The organism is Chitinophagales bacterium (assembly GCA_013816805.1).
Classification (GTDB): Bacteria; Bacteroidota; Bacteroidia; order Chitinophagales; family UBA10324; genus MGR-bin340.
Window position 1 is genome coordinate 62011 of the sequence record JACDDS010000001.1, and the last position, 20490, is coordinate 82500.

Here is a 20490-nt window from a genome sequence, read left to right on the forward strand (position 1 = left end):
CGATATTTGCACCTCAAAAATTTGAATGGCGAAGCAGGATTTAATAAAACAAGACGGGACAATTACAGAAGCGTTATCTAATGCAATGTTTCGGGTTCGTCTTGAAAACGGTCATGAAATTATCGCCACAATATCCGGGAAAATGAGGATGCATTACATCCGGATTCTTCCAGGCGATAAGGTTACAGTTGAAATGTCACCTTATGATTTAACAAGAGGAAGAATTACATACCGGTTTAAGTAATACCAGATAGGAAAACATTAATAACATTTAATCGATATATAATGAAGGTTCGGGCATCCATAAAAAAACGAAGCGTAGACTGCAAAATAGTTCGCAGAAAAGGAAAGCTTTACGTCATCAATAAAAAGAACCCACGTTTTAAACAACGTCAGGGTTAAACTCTTGCAGCGATAATAAGATCTCTTATATCTTTTAATAACGGTTAAGATCAATGTCTTAACCGCAGAAAAAAATAAAATTAATGGCACGTATCTCAGGTGTTGATTTACCTAAAAATAAGCAGGGCTATGTAGGGCTCGCTTATCTTTTTGGTGTTGGCCAATCAGGCGCAAAAAAAATTTTACAGGATGCGGGAGTTGACATTTTTAAGAAGGTAAAGGACTGGAACGATGATGAACTGAATTCTATCCGTACGATTATAAATAATGATTGGAAAGTAGAAGGTGCACTTCGTTCCGAAGTTCAGCTTAACATTAAGCGGCTGATGGATATTGGATGTTATCGTGGCATTCGTCATAGAAAGGGCTTGCCTACAAGAGGGCAGCGCACACGTACTAATTCCCGTACAAGAAAAGGTAAAAGGAAAACAGTGGCCGGTAAGAAAAAGGCACCAGCTAAGAAATAGAAAGTTAATTATCAACGCTTGACAAAGCAAATTATATAAGAACTAATAATTTTTGCATTCATGGCAGAAGTAAAAAAGGTAGCTAAGAAAAGAACGATTAAGGCAGAGCCGGAAGGTCATGTTCACATTCAGGCCAGTTTTAATAATATTATTATCACCTTCACCAATAAAACCGGTCAGGTTATTTCCTGGTCATCTGCGGGAAAGGTAGGTTTTAAAGGTTCTAAGAAAAATACTCCTTATGCTGCCCAGGTTGCGGCGCAGGAGGCTTCAAAAGTTGCTCATGACTCAGGAATGAGAAAGGTAGAAGTCTTTGTGAAGGGACCCGGTTCAGGGCGTGAATCAGCGATTCGATCAATTTCAGCTTCAGGTATTGATGTAACGGTGATCCGCGATGTAACTCCGCTTCCGCATAATGGCTGCCGCCCCCCTAAAAGAAGAAGAGTTTAAATATCAGATAATTTTAGATTAAGACTATAATATGGCTCGATACACAGGACCCAGGGCAAAAGTGAATAGAAGTTTCGGTGAACCGATTATGGGTTATACCAAAGCACTTGAAAAGAAAAATCACCCTCCCGGAATGCATGGGCTGTCGCGCAAGAAAAAGCAGACGTCCGAGTATGCAACGCAGCTTAAAGAAAAACAAAAAGCAAAGATGACCTATGGCTTGCTGGAGCGGCAGTTTGCCAGATTTTATGGTGAGGCCGTCCGTAAAAAAGGAGTTACGGGTGAAAACCTTCTCAAGCTGCTGGAATCAAGACTGGATAATACAGTGTATCGTTTAGGTATTTCACCGACACGCCGGGGTGCCCGTCAGCTTGTTTCCCATAAGCATATCACGGTGAATGGAAGAGTAGCTAATGTTCCTTCTTACATTTTAAAACCGGGTGATGTAATTGGATTGAAAGGTAAATCTGCGGAGTTTGGTGCTGTTAAACAGGCGCTTGGGAACAGAGATGCAAAATATCCATGGCTCGAATGGAATAGCGATAAGCTTCAGGGTATTTTTCTGGCCTTGCCTGAAAAGGATCAGATACCAGAAAATATTCATGAGCAATTAATTGTGGAATTGTATTCAAAATAATCTTGTTTCCAATACTGCACTACTACCGTTTACATTCTTACTCAGATCAAGTAATTTTCAACATAAAACAATTATAAATGGCTTTACTAACATTTCAAAAACCTGATAAAATCGTTCTTCAAAAAGCAACAGATTTTGAAGGGTTATTTGAATTTCGTCCACTTGAACCGGGCTTTGGCGTTACCATTGGAAATGCTTTAAGGCGGGTCTTGCTTTCTTCATTAGAAGGCTATGCCATCTCTTCTGTTCGCATCAGTGGCGTGGACCATGAATTTTCTACTATTAAGGGAGTGATTGAGGATGTAACGGAAATCATTCTGAATCTAAAACAAATTCGTTTTAAAAAGACCACCGAAGAGGAATTGCCTCAGGAGAAGGTTTTAATTTCTATAAAAAATAAAGATGATTTCCGGGCAGGTGATATTGAAAAGGCATCCTCTAATTTCAGGATCATGAATCCTGATCTTGTGATCTGCAGAATGGAGCGGAGTGTAAAACTTGATCTGGAAATTATGGTATCTAAAGGGCGGGGTTACGTACCTGCTGAAGATAATGAAATAAAAGACGCACCCATTGGCACAATTGCCACCGATGCTATCTATACGCCGATTAAAAATGTTAAGTACAGTGTGGAAAACACACGTGTGGAGCAGAAAACGGATTATGAAAAATTGATTTTTGAAATTGCTACTGACGGAACTATTCATCCTGAAGAAGCAATAAAAGAAGCCGCTCGCATTCTTATTCAGCATCTGATGCTGATCTCGGATGAGAATATAACTTTTGACAGCAAAGAGAAAAAAGAGGATGATGTAGTGGATGAGCACATACTTCATATGCGTAAATTGCTGAAGACACCTCTTGAAGATTTGGATTTGTCTGTAAGGGCTTACAACTGTTTGAAGGCTGCTAAAATCAGCTCACTGAGTGAATTGGTGAAGTATGATACCAATGAGCTTTTAAAATTCCGGAACTTTGGTCGTAAATCCTTAATGGAAATTGAAGCATTAATTAATGAAAAGGGTCTTCATTTCGGAATGGATTTAGGCAAGTTTGGTTTAGAGGAATAGGTAAGGATAATTGGATGTATCCACATTAAATTTAGATAAGTTGATATGAGACACCAGAACAAAATCAACCCCCTTGGCAGGGATACGCAGCACCGTAAAGCATTGATGAGCAATATGGCTACTTCATTGATTTTACATAAAAACATAACCACTACCACGGCTAAAGCAAAAGCATTGAGGGGTTATGTAGAGCCTTTACTTACAAGAGCTAAAAAGGACAGTACGCATAACCGCCGCATGGTATTCAGTTTACTTCGCAGTAAAGAGGCTGTGGATTTATTGTTTGGTGAAGTTGCCGAGAAAATAGCTTCCCGGCCGGGTGGCTATACACGCGTAATCAAAATTGGATTTCGCCCCGGAGATAATGCTGATATGGCATTAATTGAATTAGTTGATTACAGCTTATTGAGCGGAGAAGTAAAAGAAACCGATACAACCGCTGAAAACATCCAAAAGAAGCGCACAAGGAGGGCCGGCAAAAAGTCCCCAGGAATGAAAACAGAATCAAAAACGGATAAAGCAAGAGGTGAAAAAAAGCCAACTACCAAAACACCAAATGCACCAAAAATCAGGCAGCGAAAAACGGGTGGTTCTTAAAGACTAATGCAAATAACCAGGATAGGGCGTCCCGAACGGACGCCTTTTTTTTGTTAACTATTAAAATGAATGTCTCTCAAATAGTTTCCAAGGCATGCTCTAAATAATTGATGGTAGAATGCAATCGAATTATTGTTAATAAAGCCTCTTCCGCACAAATTCTTCTTTTCCACTATAACCTTATTACTTGCTTTTTAATCTTAAATATCATAACAAGAATTTTAATTGCATTGTCCTTATTATGTTGTTCAGCATAGCACTTCATAATTGACGTTAATATCACATATGCAATATTTTGCTTACAATAATTTTCATATTGAATGCAGATGCATAGCTTTGAAAACTGTATATGTAAATGAAGCTTTCCCTAAAAAATACTCTTTGAGAAACAGCTGTTGTATCGTGTTTTTGGTGTTAATACACCTTACAAAACTGGTTTCTGCGCAATTTGATAATAGCAGCTTAAAAGATTCAATTCCTATCACATCTGATAATTCCAGATGGATAAAGCTGCGCGTATCGAATTCAGTATTTATGAAAGATAATGAATACTTCAACAGGATTGCAACGGGATATACTTTTTTTGGAGATATGCTTAACACCTCTGTAACCTGGAATCCCAATCCCTTTTTTCGCATTCAGGCAGGTGTGTTCTTAAGAAGAGATTTTGGAAATGATACCATTCGCCAGGTAATTCCTGAAATTACCATGAAAGCCGAAAGAAATGGTTTTGCCTTAATTGTGGGAACGCTGGAAGGTAATTTGAATCATGGTATTATTCAACCTATGTTTGATTTTGAGAGATATATTAATAAGCATGTTGAGAATGGTGGTCAGGTGCTTATTAAAAAAAAATTATTTCAATCAGATACCTGGATTGATTGGGAACGCATGATCTATCCGGGCTCCAATTTTAATGAGGTTATTACAGCCGGTTTTAATTTAAACGGAAGAATTGTTAATAAACCTCACTGGCAAATCGATATCCCGGTTCAGGGTGTTATACATCACTTTGGCGGTCAGATAAATTCTAATCAGGAGGGCCACATTGTAACTTTATGGAATGAATCATTTGGAATGCGTATAAGCTGGTTACATGAGCAATCATTTTTAAAGGAAATTCGCCTTGATAATTATTATACCTATTTCAAAAATCTCAGCCCTTTTAAACAGAGCCTTGATTCGATAGGGCATGGCACTTATTTAAACGTTTTATTCAAATCAAAATTTAACATTGATTTGCTTATTAGTTATTGGAATGGTCAAAATTATATTGCTGGAATAGGTGGATTACTTTACCAATCTCAATCCTCCCTCGATAGAAATTATTATGAGCCTCAACGTGAATTACTGCTCGCCAGTCTTATGTATGAAAAAGAATGGTTTCCTGGTTTTTATGTCAATCTCCGCTTTGAGCCATACTATGATTTTCAGAACAGATTATTCGAATACTCATATGGGGCGTATATGATTTATAAGACAGAATTTAAATTAGTCAGGCTAAAAAGGTCCTCTTCGGATAATTGACAAATCTTTGTCTGAATTCAGATATCATCTTTACCAAATTCATTCACTTGAGAGCCATCTTCCCATTTAGCCACTACTGCTGTGGCTACTGCATTGCCGATTACATTGGTGCATGCCCTCCCCATATCAAATAACCAATCTATAGCCAGTAATACTGTTAATCCTGCTGATGGAATATTGAAAACAGTAAGCATTCCGGCCAATACTACCAATGAAGCTCTGGGTACACCAGCCATTCCCTTGCTGCTTACTAGTAACACCAGCATCATAGTAATCTGCTGACCAATAGAAAGATCCATATGGTATGCCTGTGCAAGAGACATTGCAGCAAATATCATGTAGAGAATGGAGCCATCCAAGTTAAAGGAATATCCCAACGGTAATACAAAGCTCACAATGCGGTTGGAACAGCCAAATCGTTCCAGGCCCACAATGGTCTTCGGCATTGCTGCTTCTGAGCTTGCAGTAGTAAAAGCAATAAGCATGGGTTGTTTAACCTCATTAAACAGTTTAATGAAATTAATTTTGGTGAGAAGGCAGATTGAAAACAAAATTCCGAATATAAAAATCAGCAACCCTGCATAAAACAAAACGATAATAGTAAAATATCCCTTTAATATTGTTAGACCCTGCTGTGCAACTACTGATGTAATGGCCCCAAAGACTCCGATGGGGGCCGTTTTCATTACATATCCGGTAAGCTTTAGCATGGCATGGGCTGCAGCATCAAAAAATAGAATTATAATTTTTCCTTTTTCCCCGATTGCAGCCACTGCTATCCCAAAAAAAATGACAAAAATAATGATGGGCAAAATCTGATTATGTGCCATTGAATCCACCACACTTTCAGGAAAAAGATGTGTTATGAATTCCTTTGCATTAAATTTATTTGTGGCTATTGAAGCCGATGTTTCCTGCTGCAGATTTAATGTTTTACCCGGCTGAAAAATATTTACTATTGTCAGGCCTGTTAGCATTGCTAACAAAGCAGCCACAGTAAAATAGACAATAGTCTTCAATCCTATTCTTCCCACTGTCTTGAAATCTCCTGCTTTGGCAATGCCTACCAGCAGCAAAGAAAACACCAGCGGTGCAATGATCATTTTGATCAGCCGGAGAAAAATATCACTCAGGATTTGTATAGAGGTACTAAAAGATTTCAGCTGTTCCGGATCACTGTGGGTGGCTCTAAAGACTTGCCCGACAATAATGCCGAGCACCATGGCAATAATGATCTGTACGGTGAGATTAAGGCGCCTGAGCATATTTTTTTTGGTCAGGCGGCAAGATAAAATATATTGATAAAAGACTCTGCACTAAATCAGAGTCTAGAAAATATGTGGGATTCAAAGTGCACTTACACTGCCCGAGCCGGTAACATCCTTATGAATGGAACCGGGAGTTCCTTTATAGTACACATCGCCGCTTCCTGTTACTTCGGCATCGAGTGAGCCATGAACACCGATTTTTATGGTTCCGGAACCTGAAATAGATGCTTTTACCGATTCGCCGGATAATTCAGCAGCCTGTATTTCTCCGGATCCATTAATATTCAACTTAACACTTTTAACATTTCCGGTAAGCCTGGAAACAGTTCCTGATCCATTTACTGTAGCAATTAGGTTATCACTAACCAATCCTTTCATTTCCACTCCGCCTGATCCATTTACCTCTGCGTTAAATGTGCTGGCAGAAACGTTTAACATTTTTAAATTGCCGGATCCGTTTACTTCCAGTTTCATTTTATCGGATGAAAAATCACCCTGGGCATAAACATTTCCTGAACCGTTTATTTCTACTCCTGTTAAAGCGGGCAAACTCACGTTTATCTTAATATCAAGAGAGGTGCGTACATTAGTATGATCCTTATACCTTATAATTAATGCATCTCCTTTAATTTCGGTTATAAGTACATCCTGAACATTTTGCTGGGCGGAAATACTGCAATTAAAATTTCCCTGCGTTAAGTATACATCCCCCGGAACATTCAATGTAATATTTTTAAAATCGCTGACGTTGCGGCTTTGAGAAATCATTTCTCCTTTGCCTGTAATAACATTTTGAGAATTTACACACGAGGAGGTGACAATAAGAAGTAGCAGAATCAAAGAAAGAAAGGGTGATTTTTTCATAGAAGGAAAATTGTTTTATTAAAAAAATTAGATGAAAAGGATTAAGCTCATTATAGGAGCAAAAGTTACAGGTCTTCTATATTTTAAAATTTATTTCTAATCAATTTTGCCACATGCCGATCAATAGGAAAGGTAAGAAGATCTTCATGAAAATCGTTTAGTGTGATCCATCGGAATGATTCGGCGCCATTTGTTTCTTCCTTAAAATCAAACTTTCTAACCGAAAATGGAATCTGTGGTTCACCGATTGTTTTTATCAGATAATAAATACTGAGTACCTGGTAGTCTTTATTAAAGGCTGAAACCTGGAAAAAATCTGTAGTATAGAAATGTTCGGTTGGAATAATATCCTGTCCTAATTCTTCTTTCCATTCCCGTATCAGGCAGTCATGTGTTCCTTCGCCCCATTCCAGACCTCCTCCCGGAAACTTTGTAAATCGCTGACCTGCTTCCATTTCATCTGCAACCAACACTCCTCTTTCAACATCTATCAAAAGGCCGTAAACACGAATAATAAATTTTTCAGGCATACTTATCAGTACTATCGTCAATAAAAATAAAGCTAACTGATAATTAGCATAAAGTAAAAATGTTCACGAAGGAACATCATAATCTCAAAGTGAATTCATGAATGGCGGGGTTAACAATAAATCCTTGCTTTCTAAATAAAACATTAATATTTTTCGGAACAAAATCTTTCTATATGAGAAAACGACTTCTACAATCCTGTAGCTTGTTTTTATTGTTGCTCATTTACGCAAATACTGGTTTATCTCAGATGTCTGCAATAAAAGGTAAAGTTACAGATGCAAAGACAAAAGAGCCCCTTATTGGAGTGACTGTAACGTACTGGGAAGGAATAAAAACATTAAGCGGGGCTTCTACCGATGCAGATGGAAATTTCACATTGTCCATTGGTACGGCAGGTACAGTAATATTTACATACATTGGATATAAGCAGCTTCAGGTTCCTGCTTCAAGGGCAGCTTCTGGCAGACTGGATATTACATTGGAACAAGATATAGCTCACCTTGAGGAAGTAGTTGTAACCGGCCTTGCCACAAGCGTTAAGCGTTCAAATCTTGCTAATGATATTGCTACTCTCAATGCTAAGCAAATAACAGGAGTAACAGTTCCGACCACATTTGATGCAGCCCTGACTGGAAAAATTCCAGGCTCTAATATTTTATCAAATTCAGGTGCTCCAGGCGGTGGTATTAACGTACGCTTCCGGGGGGTTACCAGTATATTTGGAAATTCTCAGCCATTGTATGTGGTGGATGGTGTTTACTTTAACAATAATGCAATAGCAGCAGGCCTGAACACTATAACTGCAGCTCAACAAGGGGGAGCCGCCAGTAACCAGGATAATCCATCTAATAGAATAGCAGATTTAAATCCTGATGATATTGCAAATGTAGAGATCTTAAAAGGTGCATCAGCAGCTGCCATTTATGGTTCGCAAGCTGCTGCCGGAGTAGTTATCATTACTACCAAGCGAGGCACACCCGGCGAAACCAAGGTTTCTCTATCACAGGATTTAGGTGTTGTTATTCCAAGAAAATTATTAGGTGTTCGTCATTTCACAGCTCAAACAGCAGAAGGAACCTATGGCGCACAGGGTCTTGATTTATTTAGCCAGGCAAATGGCCAATCATGGAACTATGAAAAGGAATTATTTGGACATGCGGGTATTGCCTCTCATACTCATCTATCTTTCAGTGGGGGAAATGATAAAACTACTTTCTATGTCAGTGGTACTTATAATCATGACGATGGTATTGTAACGAACACAGGGTATAAAGCATATAGTCTTCGTGCTAATATAGACGAGAAGCTTTCGGATAAAGTTAACTTTTCATATAGCGGATCATTTATAAATACTTATGCTGATAGAGGACTTTTTAACAACGACAACAGAAGTGTAACGTTAAGTATTGCTCTTGCAACAACACCTGAATTTGTGAATTTACATTCAGTAAATGGCATATATCCGGATAATCCGCTGGGCGCCTCAAATCCCTTACAAACAGTAGCACTTATTACCAACAATGAAACCGTGGCGCGTACAACCCATGGCGCAGAAATAAAAATATCACTTTACCAAAACAATAAGGGATACTTGAATTTAGTGGGCCAGGCAGGTTTCGATTATTACAATTTTAAAACAACCTCCATTTTCCCTAGTGCTTTGCAGTTTGAATCGAATGGGAATGGAGATAATGGCGTATCTATACAGGGGTTCAATAACAACCTGAATTTAAATATTGGAGCATTTTTAGTTTACTACGCTAAACCAGGTGATAAGATTGATTTTACAACTTCAGCAGGGTTTACTGAAAATGAAAATCGCTTTGATGGAATTTTAAATACTGCTAAGAGTATTATTGGTGTACAAACCAATGTAGGTCAGTCAGCCGCCATTTCTGCGGATCAAACGCGTCAGCGAAATCGATTTGAAGGTTTTTTTGTTCAGGAAGAAATAAATTATAACGATCTCCTGATTGCAACAGGGAGTATTCGTCTTGATCGCAGTTCGAACGTAGCTGATTTCCTGAGATACGTAGCGTACCCCAAGGCATCATTGGCATTTAATGTAAATAAGCTTATAGGATCATCAAATAATCTTGATGCTTTAAAGCTTCGAATTGCCTACGGGGAATCCGGAAATTTTCCACCCTACGGTGTCAGAAGTACACAGCTCCCAGCTTCCAATATAGGGGGCTTAGGCGGCTCTACGGTTAACGATCCAACAGTTGTGTTAGGAAATCCTGATATTAAATCCGAGCGTCAGAAAGAATTAGAAACAGGCTTTGATCTATCCATATTCAAGGGCAGGCTATCGCTTACCGCAAGCTATTATGTAAAAACAGATGAAGATCTGCTGCTTCAGGCGCAATTGCCGAGTTCTTCCGGTTTTGCTACAAAATGGATTAATGGTGGAACACTTCAGAATAAAGGAGTAGAAATTCAATTAGGTATAATTCCCATAAGCACTTCTAATTTTATCTGGACATCTAATATCGCATTTTGGCTGAATCGTGCTACTGTTACCAAACTCGACGTTCCGGCATTTCCCCCACCAAGTGGTGGTTTTGGTACCACATTAGGCACTTACTTCCTGGAGCAGGGAGAATCTGCGACACAAATAATAGGTATCTCGCCTACCAGTGCGGATACGGTTTGGGGCAATGGAGAACCAAAGTTTCAAATGTCTTTTGCAGAAGAATTTATTATAGCTAAGAATTTTTCTTTAAATATTGTCGGATTATGGAAATACGATTATCAGATTATTAATTTATCACAATTACTTTTTGATTTGTTTGGAACCTCTCCTGATTATGATGCTCAAACTATTAGCGATCCAGCAATCGATCCGGAAGGCACGCCCAATGGAACTATCAGGGTCGATGCATTAGGAGTAACATCAAAATATTTTATTCAGCAGGCAGGATATTTTCGCTTCCGCGAAATTGGATTGTATTACAATTTCCCTTTAAAACAACCGGATGCAATCGTAAAAGGAGTTAGGATTGGTGTATCAGCAAATAACTTTTTTACCATTACTGATTATAAAAGTTATGATCCGGAAGTAAATAACTTCGGCATTAACGGCGTCGCAACCGGAATTGAGGTTAACCCTTTTCCTTCATCCCGGGAATTCTATGCTCATGTGTCTTTTGAATTTTAGAATATAAAGAAAGTAACTTTCTAAATCTTAAAAAATGAAAACTAACCTATTTATAAAACTGCCCTTAATGATTTGTATCAGCATCTTAATGCTGGTTAATGTAAGTTGTCAGAAATTTGATTATTCTAACTTTAATAACCCAGCTATAGATGAAGATACAGTAAATGCTAACAAAAGTGTTCTTCAATCCCTTGTAACAGGCACTGAGGCATCTTCCCGTACATATTTGCCTTATTATATAGATGATGTAGGAGTAGCAGGGCGGGAGCATATACGATATTCAGGCTCTGAGCCTCGTTATTTATCAGACCTGTTAGGTGCAGGAAGTTCTACCCTTAATAACAATACCTTTTATGTAACAAATCCATGGGGCTATTGCTATGCCACGATACGTACTGCAAATACACTTATATCGGCTGCAAGGAACTCAACCTTTATCACAGATGGCGAAAGACTGGGATATTATGCTTATGCGAAAACAATGCAAGCTTATCAATTACTAATGTGCCTTAATTTAATGGATACTATTCGCATCGATGTCGAAAATCCCCTTAATTTAGGGCCTTTAGTAGGGAGGGAAGAAGGCTTGGCTTACATCTTATCTTTTCTGGATGATGCCGCTAATGAATTAAAAGATCCTTCCTGTAGTTTTAGTTTCCTTACCACCATTTCATCAAGAGGCCCCGTTTCTGTTGCGTCTATTGAAACCCCTGCTGATTTCCTGTTGGTAAATCGCGCATTGGCTGCCCGAGTTGCTACATATAGTAAAAATTGGACTTTAACTCTAACCGATCTGGATCAATCCTTTTTAAACCGGGCTGGAGATTTTTATGCAGGAGTCTATCACGTATTTTCCAACGGTTCGCATGACATTACCAATCCTTTATATTTTCCGAGAAATGCAACGGGAGAATTGCGGGGAGTGGAGCCACATTATGCAACTGATATTTTGCCGGAAGACGATCGTATTAATAAGGCACCTCTGCGTGACATACCTTATTCTCAAAAAGATTTGACAAGCGACCGCGACGTTTTTATCTATCCAACTAATACTTCCCCGGTGGCCATAATTCGTAATGAAGAGTTGATTTTGCTTGCTGCTGAGGCAGAAATTAACCTCGGGCAAACAGCAAGTGCCATAAGTGACTTAAACATTATTCGTACTGCTCATGGGTTAACAGAATATACGGGAGCCACAGATCAAACAAGCCTTATCAATGAGTTGCTTTATGAGCGAAGATATTCTCTGGCATTTGAAGGTCATCGATGGGTAGACCTAAGACGGTATAATATGCTAAACATTCTTCCGCTTGATCGCCCTGATGACCACATCTGGACGAACTTTCCGATACCTCTGAGTGAAACTCATTAAATTACTTAAGTAATAAAAGAGGCCTTTTGTTAAATTAATGGCCTCTTTTATTTAAAAAGAATTAGAAAATATTAGGAATTCCCCGTCGCCTGGCCTGGTTCTGTAGCGGTGCTGGTTGCACTACTGCCTTCATAAAATTTAATATCAATAAAAATAGTTTTCAATGTATCGATTTTATTATTAAGTAATATCGAATTTCATTCCAACCTGAACATGGATCGTATTCAGCAAACATAATTTGACCATGTTTATTGACGTAGAAGAATTTATGATGGATGAAAAGGGATAAATATCACTTAATAAGGAATGTTCAGTATCATATATTTATTCTAAATAAAAAAGCCCTTCCCATATTGAGAAGGGCTTCCCCTAAATCATCTTCTGTCTCGATACAGGGTAACACCAAACCTATATGTTTGAAGAAAATGCGGGGTATAATAAATAGAGATCAAATTTCAATACTTTCATTCAAACCAAATATGTTTAAAAAGCTAACATTCCTAAAGTCTAATTTGGTGCCAAGAGTATTCAAAAAGAAGGGTTAAAAAAAGTTAACTCTTATATGACAAATGATTAAAAGATCGATGCAGAATCTAAAGACAGTTAAATAAAAAAGGCAGTGAAATATAAGAGCGGGAAACGGGATTCGAACCCGCGACTTTCAGCTTGGGAAGCTAACACTCTACCACTGAGCTATTCCCGCATGGAAAAAATTATTAATTATTCTGATTACAAATTATTTAAATCTGTCTGCAATTATTAGTTCTTTAACCCCTGCTTTATATTGATAAAATCCTTCACCGCTTTTTACGCCAAACTTACCGGCAGACACCATATTTTGCAACAACGGACATGGAGCATATTTTGAATTTCCAAATCCTTCCTGCAACACTTTTAAAATAGAAAGACAAACATCAAGGCCAATAAAATCAGCAAGCTGCAGTGGTCCCATGGGGTGAGCCATACCTAATTTCATAACGGTATCAATCTCAACAACACCGGCAACACCTTCATATAAAGAATAGATCGCTTCATTTATCATCGGCATCAAAAGCCTGTTTGCAATAAAGCCGGGATAATCATTAACTTCTACAGGACTCTTATTTAGTGTTCTTGATAGGTCCATAATTACCTTAGTAGTTGCATCGGATGTTGCATATCCCCTGATTACTTCCACCAACTTCATTACAGGAACGGGATTCATGAAATGCATGCCAATCACTTTATCGGCACGCCTGGTTTCTGATGCAATTTTTGTAATGGAAATGGATGAAGTATTAGAAGCAAGAATGGCGTTCGAAGGTGCACTTTGATCAAGTTGGGAAAATATTTTTAATTTCAATTGAAGATTTTCTGTAGCTGCCTCCACTATCAGTTCTGCGTCAGCAATACCGGAAGAAAGTGAAGTATTAATGCTGATGTTGGCAAGTGCACTTTCTTTTTCCGGTTCACTGATTAAATTTTTAGCCAGCATTCTATCAAGATTTTTTGATATAGTGGCTTTCGCTTTTTCCAAAGCTTCGTGAGATACATCAATCATGTTCACGGCGAATCCATGCATAGCGAATAATTGTGCAATGCCATTTCCCATAGTACCCGCACCAATTACACTTACTTTTTCCATGTTAAATACTTTAATGAATAATTATTAGCCGTTCTATAACAGGTTGTACAGCGCCTCCGGATATTTTTAAAAAATAAACTCCTTCCTCCAGATCTTTAATATACACATCCTGCTGTGAATTCAGCTTCATCCGTTTAAGTGGCTGTCCGTAAAGATTAAATAATTGTAAAAAAAAAGGCTCTGAAAGCGATCCGTATTTAATTGCTAAAATTTCATTTGCTATCAACGGATTGCGAAAAAGATGATTTGTATATAAAAATTAGCCCGGCAACTATTAAAATTCTTTGCAATGAGATGGATTTCAGTAAAGATATTATTTGTTAGAAATTAGTCACTGAAAAATTATGATGAGTCCGCAATTATCTCCTCTGATTTAAACAAAACCAGGCTAATGTTGTCTTTGGTATTTGTGAAGACATTGTGTTAATTGAAAGATAATTTATTGTAATACTGCCGTGGTAGATCGCATAGAAGAAAAACTTTCCATATTGGCTGATGCAGCCAAATACGATGTCAGTTGTGCATCGAGCGGAAGTAAGCGTATAAATAAAAACAAGGGTTTAGGAGACGCAACCGGAATGGTTATTTGCCATACTTATACAGAGGATGGCCGGTGTGTTTCCCTTTTTAAAATATTATTAACCAACCACTGCATATATGATTGTGCGTATTGTGTATCGCGAAAAAGTAACGATGTTAAGCGAGCGGCTTTTTCAGTAGAGGAAGTTGTAAGCCTCACCATTAATTTTTATCGTCATAATTACATTGAGGGCTTATTTCTCAGCTACAGAAAGAGCCTATGGTTTTTTCTATAATTGCTGGTTGTGGTCCTTTTAATTGAAAAATATTCGACCCTTATGAGGAGCAATATCAGCGGTTGTGGAAAGCATATTTTAAAAATGTGAGCATTCCTTCGAGAAGAAATATGCGCCTCCAGCTGCGCTATGTTCCTTCACGATACCGGAAGTTTTTAATTGAAAACAATAAACAATTGTTATGGCTAAAAAAGCAAAAACGAATAAACTGGGTGTTAAGAATTCATTGGTTAAAAATATCAATGCAAGAAAGAAAAAAAATAAATCGCGTCCTAAAGGCAAATCTACCGTTTCGAGGAAAAATTATAAGAACATGGAGGATAATTGGAAGAAGAAAGATTAATAGGATTCATTGTCACCCGGGAAATCAATATTTTTAATATCCTCCACGTAATGATTTACGGCATTTTTAATTTCATCATATAAATTAAGGTAACGCCTTAAAAACCGGGGCTTAAATTCTTTATTAATTCCGAGCATATCATGTATTACCAATACTTGCCCATCCACTTTATGACCCGCTCCAATTCCTATTATCGGAATATTTACCGAAGAAGCAACCTCGCCTGCTAGTGTGGCTGGAATTTTTTCCAGCACTATTGAAAAGCATCCCGATTGCTCCAGGAGCTTAGCATCGTCCCGTAGTCGCTCCTGTTCTTCGTCTTCTGTTGCCCTCACGGCATATGTTCCGAATTTATAGATGGATTGCGGTGTTAACCCTAAATGTCCCATAACGGGTACACCAGCCGAAATAATCCTTTCAATGGAATCCTTAACTTCCCGGCCACCTTCCAGCTTTACTGCATGAGCGCCGGATTCTTTCATTATTCTGATAGCAGAATTTAATGCTTCTTTTGAATTTCCCTGGTAAGAACCAAAAGGAAGATCCACAACCACCAGCGCCCTCTGAACCCCGCGAACAACCGAAGAAGCGTGGTAGATCATCTGGTCAAGGGTAATGGGCAAGGTGGTTTCATGACCTGCCATTACATTAGAGGCAGAATCACCGACAAGAATTACGTCGATCCCTCCGTCATCAATAATCCGCGCCATCGAATAGTCGTATGCTGTAAGCATCGATATTTTTACACCGGAAGCTTTCATCTCCAGCAGCGTATGAGTTGTAATTTTTTTCGCTTTTTTAAAATCAGTCATAACGCTTTCATTCATAAAAGCATAGTTTGGAAAAGTAAAGGTGAACAACTTTAAGAAATAATTAAGGATCGTATTATTTCATCGCATCCTTAATTCCTTTTATCACAATAGCAATGCTTTATTTTGAAAAAAATTATCTTCCATCCTTAGGGTTTTTCAACCACGCTCCCGGATCGCAACTTATTTAATACTTTTGTGCGCATGCTAAAGGTTATTATTTTAATCAGCTTCATTTGTGTTTTTAATCTTTCCTGCAGTACCGACTTTAATGTTACAGCACCCTGGAAAGATATAACTATTGTGTATGGACTTTTAGATGCAAGCGATACGGCTCAATATGTAAAAGTCAATAAGGCTTTTCTTGATCCAACCACGAGTGCCCTTACCATAGCTCAAAATCCGGATTCATTATATTATGCTGACCTGAATGTGTCTTTGGAAGAATACCAAAATGGTAATTTAATAAATACGCTACAGCTCATTAAAGTCGATGGCAATTCAGAAGGTTATAGTAAAGATCCGGGAATCTTTAGCAATGCATTAAATTACTTATATAAAACTACACAGACTCTTAATCAAAATAGCCAGTATAAGATTATAATCGGTAATGAAAACTCTTCCAAGGTGGTAAGCTCAATTACCGAGGTAATAAATGATTTCAGAGTTATACGCCCCTCTGTGGGGCAGCCTGTGAGTTTGCTTCCCGGCTTTGCTTTTATTGTTGACTGGCAATCTGCAGAAAACGGCAAAAACTATGGACTCACCATACGTTTCCATTATACTGAAGCCCAGGTTTCTAACCCTGATGCAAAACAGGATAAATTCATTGACTGGATCATATTTACCAATGAAGTAGAGCAAACCACCGAAGGTGGTCATGAAATTACCCGCACAATCCAATCAAATGATTTCTACGCCAAACTTCTGAATGCTATACCGTTCGATGGTAATGTAATCAGGGAGGCCGGGAAACTCGATTTCTTCTTTTCGGTAGGAGGTGAAGAACTGTATACATTCAATCAGGTAACCCAGGCACAGCAGGGTCTTACATCTGGACAAATAGAACCGCAGTATACCAATATTGATAACGGATTAGGCCTGTTTTCCTCAAGATTTAATAAAGCTGTATACGGCATCCAGATAGAAAATAAAACTCTTGATTCCCTCGCCTGCGGTTCACAAACCCACACCCTTCATTTTAAGAATTCTGCAGGATTAACGTGCTTTTGAAGTGCTGTCTTTTTGTCACCGGCGTTTTGTGAATGAGGCGATAACTTCTTAATTATGTCATTATTACTTATAAGTACTTTTCCCTGACGCATGGCATAATCATTGACTAATTACAAAGAATATTACAAATTAAAAGCAACTTATTATGGGAAAAATCATAGGTATTGACTTAGGCACTACTAATTCATGCGTTTCGGTCATGGAAGGGAGTGATCCGGTTGTTATTGCAAACGATGAAGGCAGCAGAACTACTCCATCCGTGGTAGCATTTCTTTCAAATGGAGAACGCAAGGTAGGAGCTCCGGCTAAACGTCAGGCCATTACCAATCCAAAGAATACCATCGCTTCCATAAAGCGCTTTATGGGAAGAAGATATAATGAAGTGGGGCAGGAATTAAAGTACGTAGCGTACGATGTAGTAGGGGGAGAAAATGATACGGTTAGGGTAAAAATTTTGGATCGTAATTATACTCCACAGGAAATCTCTGCAATGATCCTACAAAAAATGAAAAAAACAGCGGAGGATTATCTCGGCCAAACAGTTTCAGAAGCGGTAATTACGGTACCGGCTTATTTTAATGATTCACAGCGTCAGGCCACAAAAGAAGCAGGTGAGATTGCAGGATTAAAAGTTTTGAGAATTATTAATGAGCCTACTGCTGCTGCCCTTGCTTACGGTCTTGATAAAAAACATAAAGATGAGAAGATTGCCGTCTACGATCTTGGAGGCGGCACTTTTGATATTTCTATCCTTGAATTGGGCGATGGTGTTTTCGAAGTGAAATCAACAAACGGGGATACACACCTGGGAGGTGATGATTTTGATCAGATAGTAATAGAATGGCTGGCTGAAGAATTTAAAAAAGATCAGCCAAATATTGATCTGAAAAAAGATCCAATGGCTTTACAGCGCCTTAAGGAGGCTGCTGAAAAAGCAAAGATTGAATTGTCTTCATCAGTAGAAACAGAAATAAACCTGCCTTACATAACCGCAATTGACGGTGTGCCAAAACACCTTGTGAAGAAATTATCAAGAGCAAAATTTGAGCAGCTTGTAGATCCTTTGGTACAGCGAACTCTGGAACCATGTAAAAAAGCTATGGAAGATGCAGGCATGAATGTTTCGCAGATTAATGAAGTGATTTTAGTAGGCGGATCGACACGGATACCAAAAATTCAGGAAGTAGTTGAAAAATTTTTTGGCAAGAAACCTCATAAAGGGGTTAATCCTGACGAAGTAGTAGCAATAGGAGCTTCCATACAAGGTGGTGTTTTAGCTGGAGATGTAAAAGATGTGTTATTGCTGGACGTAACACCGCTCTCTCTTGGTATTGAAACACTGGGAGGTGTTATGACTAAATTAATTGAGTCTAATACTACCATTCCTACCAGAAAGTCTGAAACCTTTACAACTGCTGCGGATAGTCAGCCCTCTGTTGAGATTCACGTGCTGCAGGGTGAACGTTCCATGGCTCGTGATAACCGGACAATAGGGCGCTTCATGCTTGACGGAATTCCACCGGCACCACGCGGAGTGCCACAGGTAGAGGTGACCTTCGATATTGATGCAAATGGAATTCTGAATGTAAGTGCAAAGGATAAAGGAACAGGAAAAGAGCAAACCATTAAAATTCAAGCCTCAACAGGATTAAGCAAAGAAGAAATTGAAAAGATGAAGAGCGATGCCCGTACTAATGAGGCTACGGATAAAGAAGCCAGAGAGAAGGCTGATAAATTGAATACAGCAGATTCTCTTATTTTCCAAACGGAAAAACAGCTTAAAGAATTTGGCGATAAGATTCCGGCTGATAAAAAGACAACCATTGAAACAGCATTAAACGAATTAAAGGAAGCTCATAAAAATCAAAATGCCAGCGGTATTGAATCTGCTATGAATAGCTTAAACAGTGCCTGGCAATCAGCATCTGAAGATTTGTATAAAGCTCAGCAGGGGGTACCTAATGAAAGCGGAGATCAGCCCGCTAATGATGGAGGCGGAAACGGTGAAGCAAAATCGGAAGATGTTCAGGATGTACCATTTGAAGAGGTAAAAGAGGATAAGAGATAATCAGCATACATGTAAGTTTATTGAACCCCGGTTATAAGGATCGGGGTTTTTTATTTAGCACGAAAACTATAAACCGAAGTTTGTGTAAATAAAAAAAGAGCCGGCTGCACCGGCTCTTCAAAGGGTAATTGAATTAAATTTTTTCGAATACAACTACATCAGGACCATTCTTTCTGATCTTAATTTTCATGTTCGTCAATTTTTGAACATTCCAATTATCATCATCCAGGTTTTTCAATGCTGCATTACCTGAAATGTTGATCGTCAGCGTAGTACCTGCTGAATTCAGGTGGTAAGATCCTGGGAATACGTTTCCATTGCCATCAGTAGCAATTAAATCACCATCCGCCTGAAAATCGAAAGTGTAACCGCTAAAAGTGCCGGTCTTGTCGTCGCCGCTGTCAACAAATTTGGTAATCTTGTAAAGACCGGGAGAAACAGTTCCTACCAGAAGCTCACCAGCTCTTAATTGATCATCAGCTGATATGGCCTGATCAGCAGGAGTTACTTGATTTTCTTTGGTACAGGAACCAAGAAAAAGAATTACCGGCATTGCCAGTAAAACCAACATTGTTTTTAAATTTTTCATTGTTTTAGTTTGTTTGTGAGCTCCAAAAGTCCGGCTCTTCATTACAGTGATCAAATCAAATACACTGAATGAGATAAACTAAACTCTTATCAGGAAAAATCCAAGACTAAGTCATTATTTAACTACAAAACGAAGAACTATCTATATCAAGCGCAGGGTTAATAAACAATGGCAGTTCCTTTTTTATAATCATGCCATTCCTAACCTGCAAATAAGAGGAAATGATACGCTCCGTTGGTCAATCCACAGTGGGATTAATTTCTTTTGAAGATCATTGACCGGATTATAGTTATTTTTTTCAATGAAGTGCTGCACCGCCGACCAGGTATTAAGATAACCAATTAGATCATTAAGGCTCCAATTATATTGCATGCTGAAGACTGGAACTATAATTTCTTTAAAGGGAAATGAAATTGTTTGATATTTTTCATCAATATATTTTCGTTCAAAATCCCAATAATTACAAAGCGTATTGTTATAGAAGTCGTCGATGATGCAATCTATGGCAGCATTTACTCTGCACAAATGATAACCTATTACAGCTATTAAACCCCTGCTTTTAAGAGTACGGTAAACCTTTGCATAGAATTTTTCAAAATCAAACCAATGAATAGCCTGGGCCACGGTAATTAAATTAAAAAGGTGATCAGAGAAATTGGTTTGC

General features: G+C 38.4%; 21 protein-coding genes, 1 tRNA gene and 2 pseudogenes (1 of these 24 only partly in view). 15 read left to right on the forward strand and 9 right to left on the reverse strand.

Annotation, left to right across the window (positions count from 1 at the left end):
* Positions 1–25 precede the first annotated feature (25 nt).
* The 8 genes from infA to H0W62_00390 all read left to right on the forward strand — a co-directional run bounded on the left by infA (position 26) and on the right by H0W62_00390 (position 5150).
* Complete coding sequence (gene infA, locus H0W62_00355; GenBank protein MBA3647000.1) at positions 26–244, forward strand: translation initiation factor IF-1; 219 nt, start codon at positions 26–28, stop codon at positions 242–244.
* A gap of 41 nt (positions 245–285) precedes the next feature.
* Complete coding sequence (rpmJ, locus tag H0W62_00360) at positions 286–402, forward strand: 50S ribosomal protein L36 (protein ID MBA3647001.1); 117 nt, start codon at positions 286–288, stop codon at positions 400–402.
* 83 nt (positions 403–485) lie between these two features.
* Positions 486–869 (forward strand): 30S ribosomal protein S13, encoded by a 384-nt coding sequence (gene rpsM / locus H0W62_00365; GenBank protein MBA3647002.1) that lies wholly within the window; start codon positions 486–488, stop codon positions 867–869.
* Between the two features lie 60 nt (positions 870–929).
* Positions 930–1319 (forward strand): 30S ribosomal protein S11, encoded by a 390-nt coding sequence (rpsK, locus tag H0W62_00370; protein ID MBA3647003.1) that lies wholly within the window; start codon positions 930–932, stop codon positions 1317–1319.
* Between the two features lie 31 nt (positions 1320–1350).
* Positions 1351–1956: a 30S ribosomal protein S4 gene (gene rpsD / locus H0W62_00375; GenBank protein ID MBA3647004.1), complete on the forward strand. Its 606-nt coding sequence runs from the start codon at positions 1351–1353 to the stop codon at positions 1954–1956.
* A 77-nt stretch (positions 1957–2033) separates the two neighbouring features.
* Positions 2034–3026 carry a DNA-directed RNA polymerase subunit alpha gene (locus tag H0W62_00380; protein MBA3647005.1) on the forward strand — a complete coding sequence of 331 codons (993 nt, stop codon included), beginning with the start codon at positions 2034–2036 and terminating at the stop codon, positions 3024–3026.
* A 45-nt stretch (positions 3027–3071) separates the two neighbouring features.
* The gene (rplQ, locus tag H0W62_00385; protein MBA3647006.1) at positions 3072–3623 is read left to right on the forward strand and encodes a 50S ribosomal protein L17; all 552 of its coding nucleotides are present in this window, start codon (positions 3072–3074) and stop codon (positions 3621–3623) included.
* A gap of 381 nt (positions 3624–4004) precedes the next feature.
* Entirely contained in the window at positions 4005–5150 is a 1146-nt protein-coding gene (locus H0W62_00390; GenBank protein ID MBA3647007.1) for a hypothetical protein, read from the forward strand.
* A 17-nt stretch (positions 5151–5167) separates the two neighbouring features.
* On the opposite strand, the gene H0W62_00395 is transcribed toward H0W62_00390, so the two are convergent.
* The 3 genes from H0W62_00395 to H0W62_00405 all read right to left on the reverse strand — a co-directional run bounded on the left by H0W62_00395 (position 5168) and on the right by H0W62_00405 (position 7812).
* Positions 5168–6415: a dicarboxylate/amino acid:cation symporter gene (locus H0W62_00395; protein MBA3647008.1), complete on the reverse strand. Its 1248-nt coding sequence runs from the start codon at positions 6413–6415 to the stop codon at positions 5168–5170.
* An 81-nt stretch (positions 6416–6496) separates the two neighbouring features.
* Positions 6497–7282, reverse strand: a complete 786-nt coding sequence (locus H0W62_00400; GenBank protein ID MBA3647009.1) for a DUF2807 domain-containing protein — start codon at positions 7280–7282, stop codon at positions 6497–6499.
* 83 nt (positions 7283–7365) lie between these two features.
* Entirely contained in the window at positions 7366–7812 is a 447-nt protein-coding gene (locus H0W62_00405) for an NUDIX domain-containing protein (GenBank protein ID MBA3647010.1), read from the reverse strand.
* A gap of 173 nt (positions 7813–7985) precedes the next feature.
* Here H0W62_00405 and H0W62_00410 point away from each other — a divergent pair, with 173 nt between their 5' ends.
* Positions 7986–10973: a SusC/RagA family TonB-linked outer membrane protein gene (locus H0W62_00410; GenBank protein ID MBA3647011.1), complete on the forward strand. Its 2988-nt coding sequence runs from the start codon at positions 7986–7988 to the stop codon at positions 10971–10973.
* A 34-nt stretch (positions 10974–11007) separates the two neighbouring features.
* Positions 11008–12345: a RagB/SusD family nutrient uptake outer membrane protein gene (locus H0W62_00415; protein ID MBA3647012.1), complete on the forward strand. Its 1338-nt coding sequence runs from the start codon at positions 11008–11010 to the stop codon at positions 12343–12345.
* Positions 12346–12976: 631 nt separating this feature from the next.
* Here the strand turns inward: H0W62_00415 and H0W62_00420 are convergent.
* The 3 genes from H0W62_00420 to H0W62_00430 form a co-directional block, all read right to left on the reverse strand.
* A tRNA-Gly gene (locus H0W62_00420) sits at positions 12977–13048 on the reverse strand.
* A 33-nt stretch (positions 13049–13081) separates the two neighbouring features.
* Entirely contained in the window at positions 13082–13969 is an 888-nt protein-coding gene (locus H0W62_00425) for a 3-hydroxybutyryl-CoA dehydrogenase (GenBank protein ID MBA3647013.1), read from the reverse strand.
* A 10-nt stretch (positions 13970–13979) separates the two neighbouring features.
* Positions 13980–14195: a T9SS type A sorting domain-containing protein gene (locus H0W62_00430; GenBank protein ID MBA3647014.1), complete on the reverse strand. Its 216-nt coding sequence runs from the start codon at positions 14193–14195 to the stop codon at positions 13980–13982.
* A 229-nt stretch (positions 14196–14424) separates the two neighbouring features.
* Between H0W62_00430 and H0W62_00435 the strand changes: the two are divergent.
* The 3 genes and pseudogenes from H0W62_00435 (at position 14425) to H0W62_00445 (ending at position 15127) form a co-directional block, all read left to right on the forward strand.
* Positions 14425–14754 (forward strand): annotated as a pseudogene (locus H0W62_00435) (radical SAM protein).
* A 59-nt stretch (positions 14755–14813) separates the two neighbouring features.
* Positions 14814–14948, forward strand: a pseudogene (locus tag H0W62_00440) (DUF4130 domain-containing protein).
* Positions 14949–14965: 17 nt separating this feature from the next.
* Positions 14966–15127, forward strand: coding sequence for a hypothetical protein (locus H0W62_00445; GenBank protein ID MBA3647015.1), 162 nt, complete (start codon positions 14966–14968; stop codon positions 15125–15127).
* Here the strand turns inward: H0W62_00445 and panB are convergent.
* The gene (panB, locus tag H0W62_00450) at positions 15124–15939 is read right to left on the reverse strand and encodes a 3-methyl-2-oxobutanoate hydroxymethyltransferase (GenBank protein ID MBA3647016.1); all 816 of its coding nucleotides are present in this window, start codon (positions 15937–15939) and stop codon (positions 15124–15126) included. The genes H0W62_00445 and panB overlap by 4 nt on opposite strands.
* Before the next feature lie 201 nt (positions 15940–16140).
* Between panB and H0W62_00455 the strand changes: the two genes are divergently transcribed.
* Both H0W62_00455 and dnaK read left to right on the forward strand, forming a co-directional pair.
* Complete coding sequence (locus H0W62_00455; protein ID MBA3647017.1) at positions 16141–17169, forward strand: DUF4249 family protein; 1029 nt, start codon at positions 16141–16143, stop codon at positions 17167–17169.
* Between the two features lie 145 nt (positions 17170–17314).
* Positions 17315–19237, forward strand: coding sequence for a molecular chaperone DnaK (gene dnaK / locus H0W62_00460; protein MBA3647018.1), 1923 nt, complete (start codon positions 17315–17317; stop codon positions 19235–19237).
* 133 nt (positions 19238–19370) lie between these two features.
* On the opposite strand, the gene H0W62_00465 is transcribed toward dnaK, so the two are convergent.
* Together H0W62_00465 and H0W62_00470 are read right to left on the reverse strand one after the other, a co-directional pair.
* A complete protein-coding gene (locus H0W62_00465; protein ID MBA3647019.1) occupies positions 19371–19826 on the reverse strand; it encodes a hypothetical protein in 456 nt (151 codons plus the stop codon).
* Between the two features lie 189 nt (positions 19827–20015).
* On the reverse strand, positions 20016–20490 hold the 3' portion of the coding sequence (locus H0W62_00470; GenBank protein ID MBA3647020.1) for a class I SAM-dependent methyltransferase. Its footprint extends 254 nt past the window's final position; 475 of the gene's 729 nt are visible here — the last part of the coding sequence; the start codon falls outside the window, past its right edge; the stop codon is at positions 20016–20018.

Coding starts and splice junctions, on each gene's coding strand:
- H0W62_00445 (MBA3647015.1), top strand. CDS start 14,966: ATGGCTAAAAAAGCAAAAACGAATAAACTGGGTGTTAAGAATTCATTG.
- rpsD (MBA3647004.1), top strand. CDS start 1,351: ATGGCTCGATACACAGGACCCAGGGCAAAAGTGAATAGAAGTTTCGGT.
- H0W62_00465 (MBA3647019.1), bottom strand. CDS start 19,826: ATGAAAAATTTAAAAACAATGTTGGTTTTACTGGCAATGCCGGTAATT.
- rpsK (MBA3647003.1), top strand. CDS start 930: ATGGCAGAAGTAAAAAAGGTAGCTAAGAAAAGAACGATTAAGGCAGAG.
- panB (MBA3647016.1), bottom strand. CDS start 15,939: ATGACTGATTTTAAAAAAGCGAAAAAAATTACAACTCATACGCTGCTG.
- H0W62_00395 (MBA3647008.1), bottom strand. CDS start 6,415: ATGCTCAGGCGCCTTAATCTCACCGTACAGATCATTATTGCCATGGTG.
- rpmJ (MBA3647001.1), top strand. CDS start 286: ATGAAGGTTCGGGCATCCATAAAAAAACGAAGCGTAGACTGCAAAATA.
- H0W62_00410 (MBA3647011.1), top strand. CDS start 7,986: ATGAGAAAACGACTTCTACAATCCTGTAGCTTGTTTTTATTGTTGCTC.
- H0W62_00400 (MBA3647009.1), bottom strand. CDS start 7,282: ATGAAAAAATCACCCTTTCTTTCTTTGATTCTGCTACTTCTTATTGTC.
- dnaK (MBA3647018.1), top strand. CDS start 17,315: ATGGGAAAAATCATAGGTATTGACTTAGGCACTACTAATTCATGCGTT.
- rplQ (MBA3647006.1), top strand. CDS start 3,072: ATGAGACACCAGAACAAAATCAACCCCCTTGGCAGGGATACGCAGCAC.
- H0W62_00455 (MBA3647017.1), top strand. CDS start 16,141: ATGCTAAAGGTTATTATTTTAATCAGCTTCATTTGTGTTTTTAATCTT.
- infA (MBA3647000.1), top strand. CDS start 26: ATGGCGAAGCAGGATTTAATAAAACAAGACGGGACAATTACAGAAGCG.
- rpsM (MBA3647002.1), top strand. CDS start 486: ATGGCACGTATCTCAGGTGTTGATTTACCTAAAAATAAGCAGGGCTAT.
- H0W62_00425 (MBA3647013.1), bottom strand. CDS start 13,969: ATGGAAAAAGTAAGTGTAATTGGTGCGGGTACTATGGGAAATGGCATT.
- H0W62_00380 (MBA3647005.1), top strand. CDS start 2,034: ATGGCTTTACTAACATTTCAAAAACCTGATAAAATCGTTCTTCAAAAA.
- H0W62_00405 (MBA3647010.1), bottom strand. CDS start 7,812: ATGCCTGAAAAATTTATTATTCGTGTTTACGGCCTTTTGATAGATGTT.
- H0W62_00415 (MBA3647012.1), top strand. CDS start 11,008: ATGAAAACTAACCTATTTATAAAACTGCCCTTAATGATTTGTATCAGC.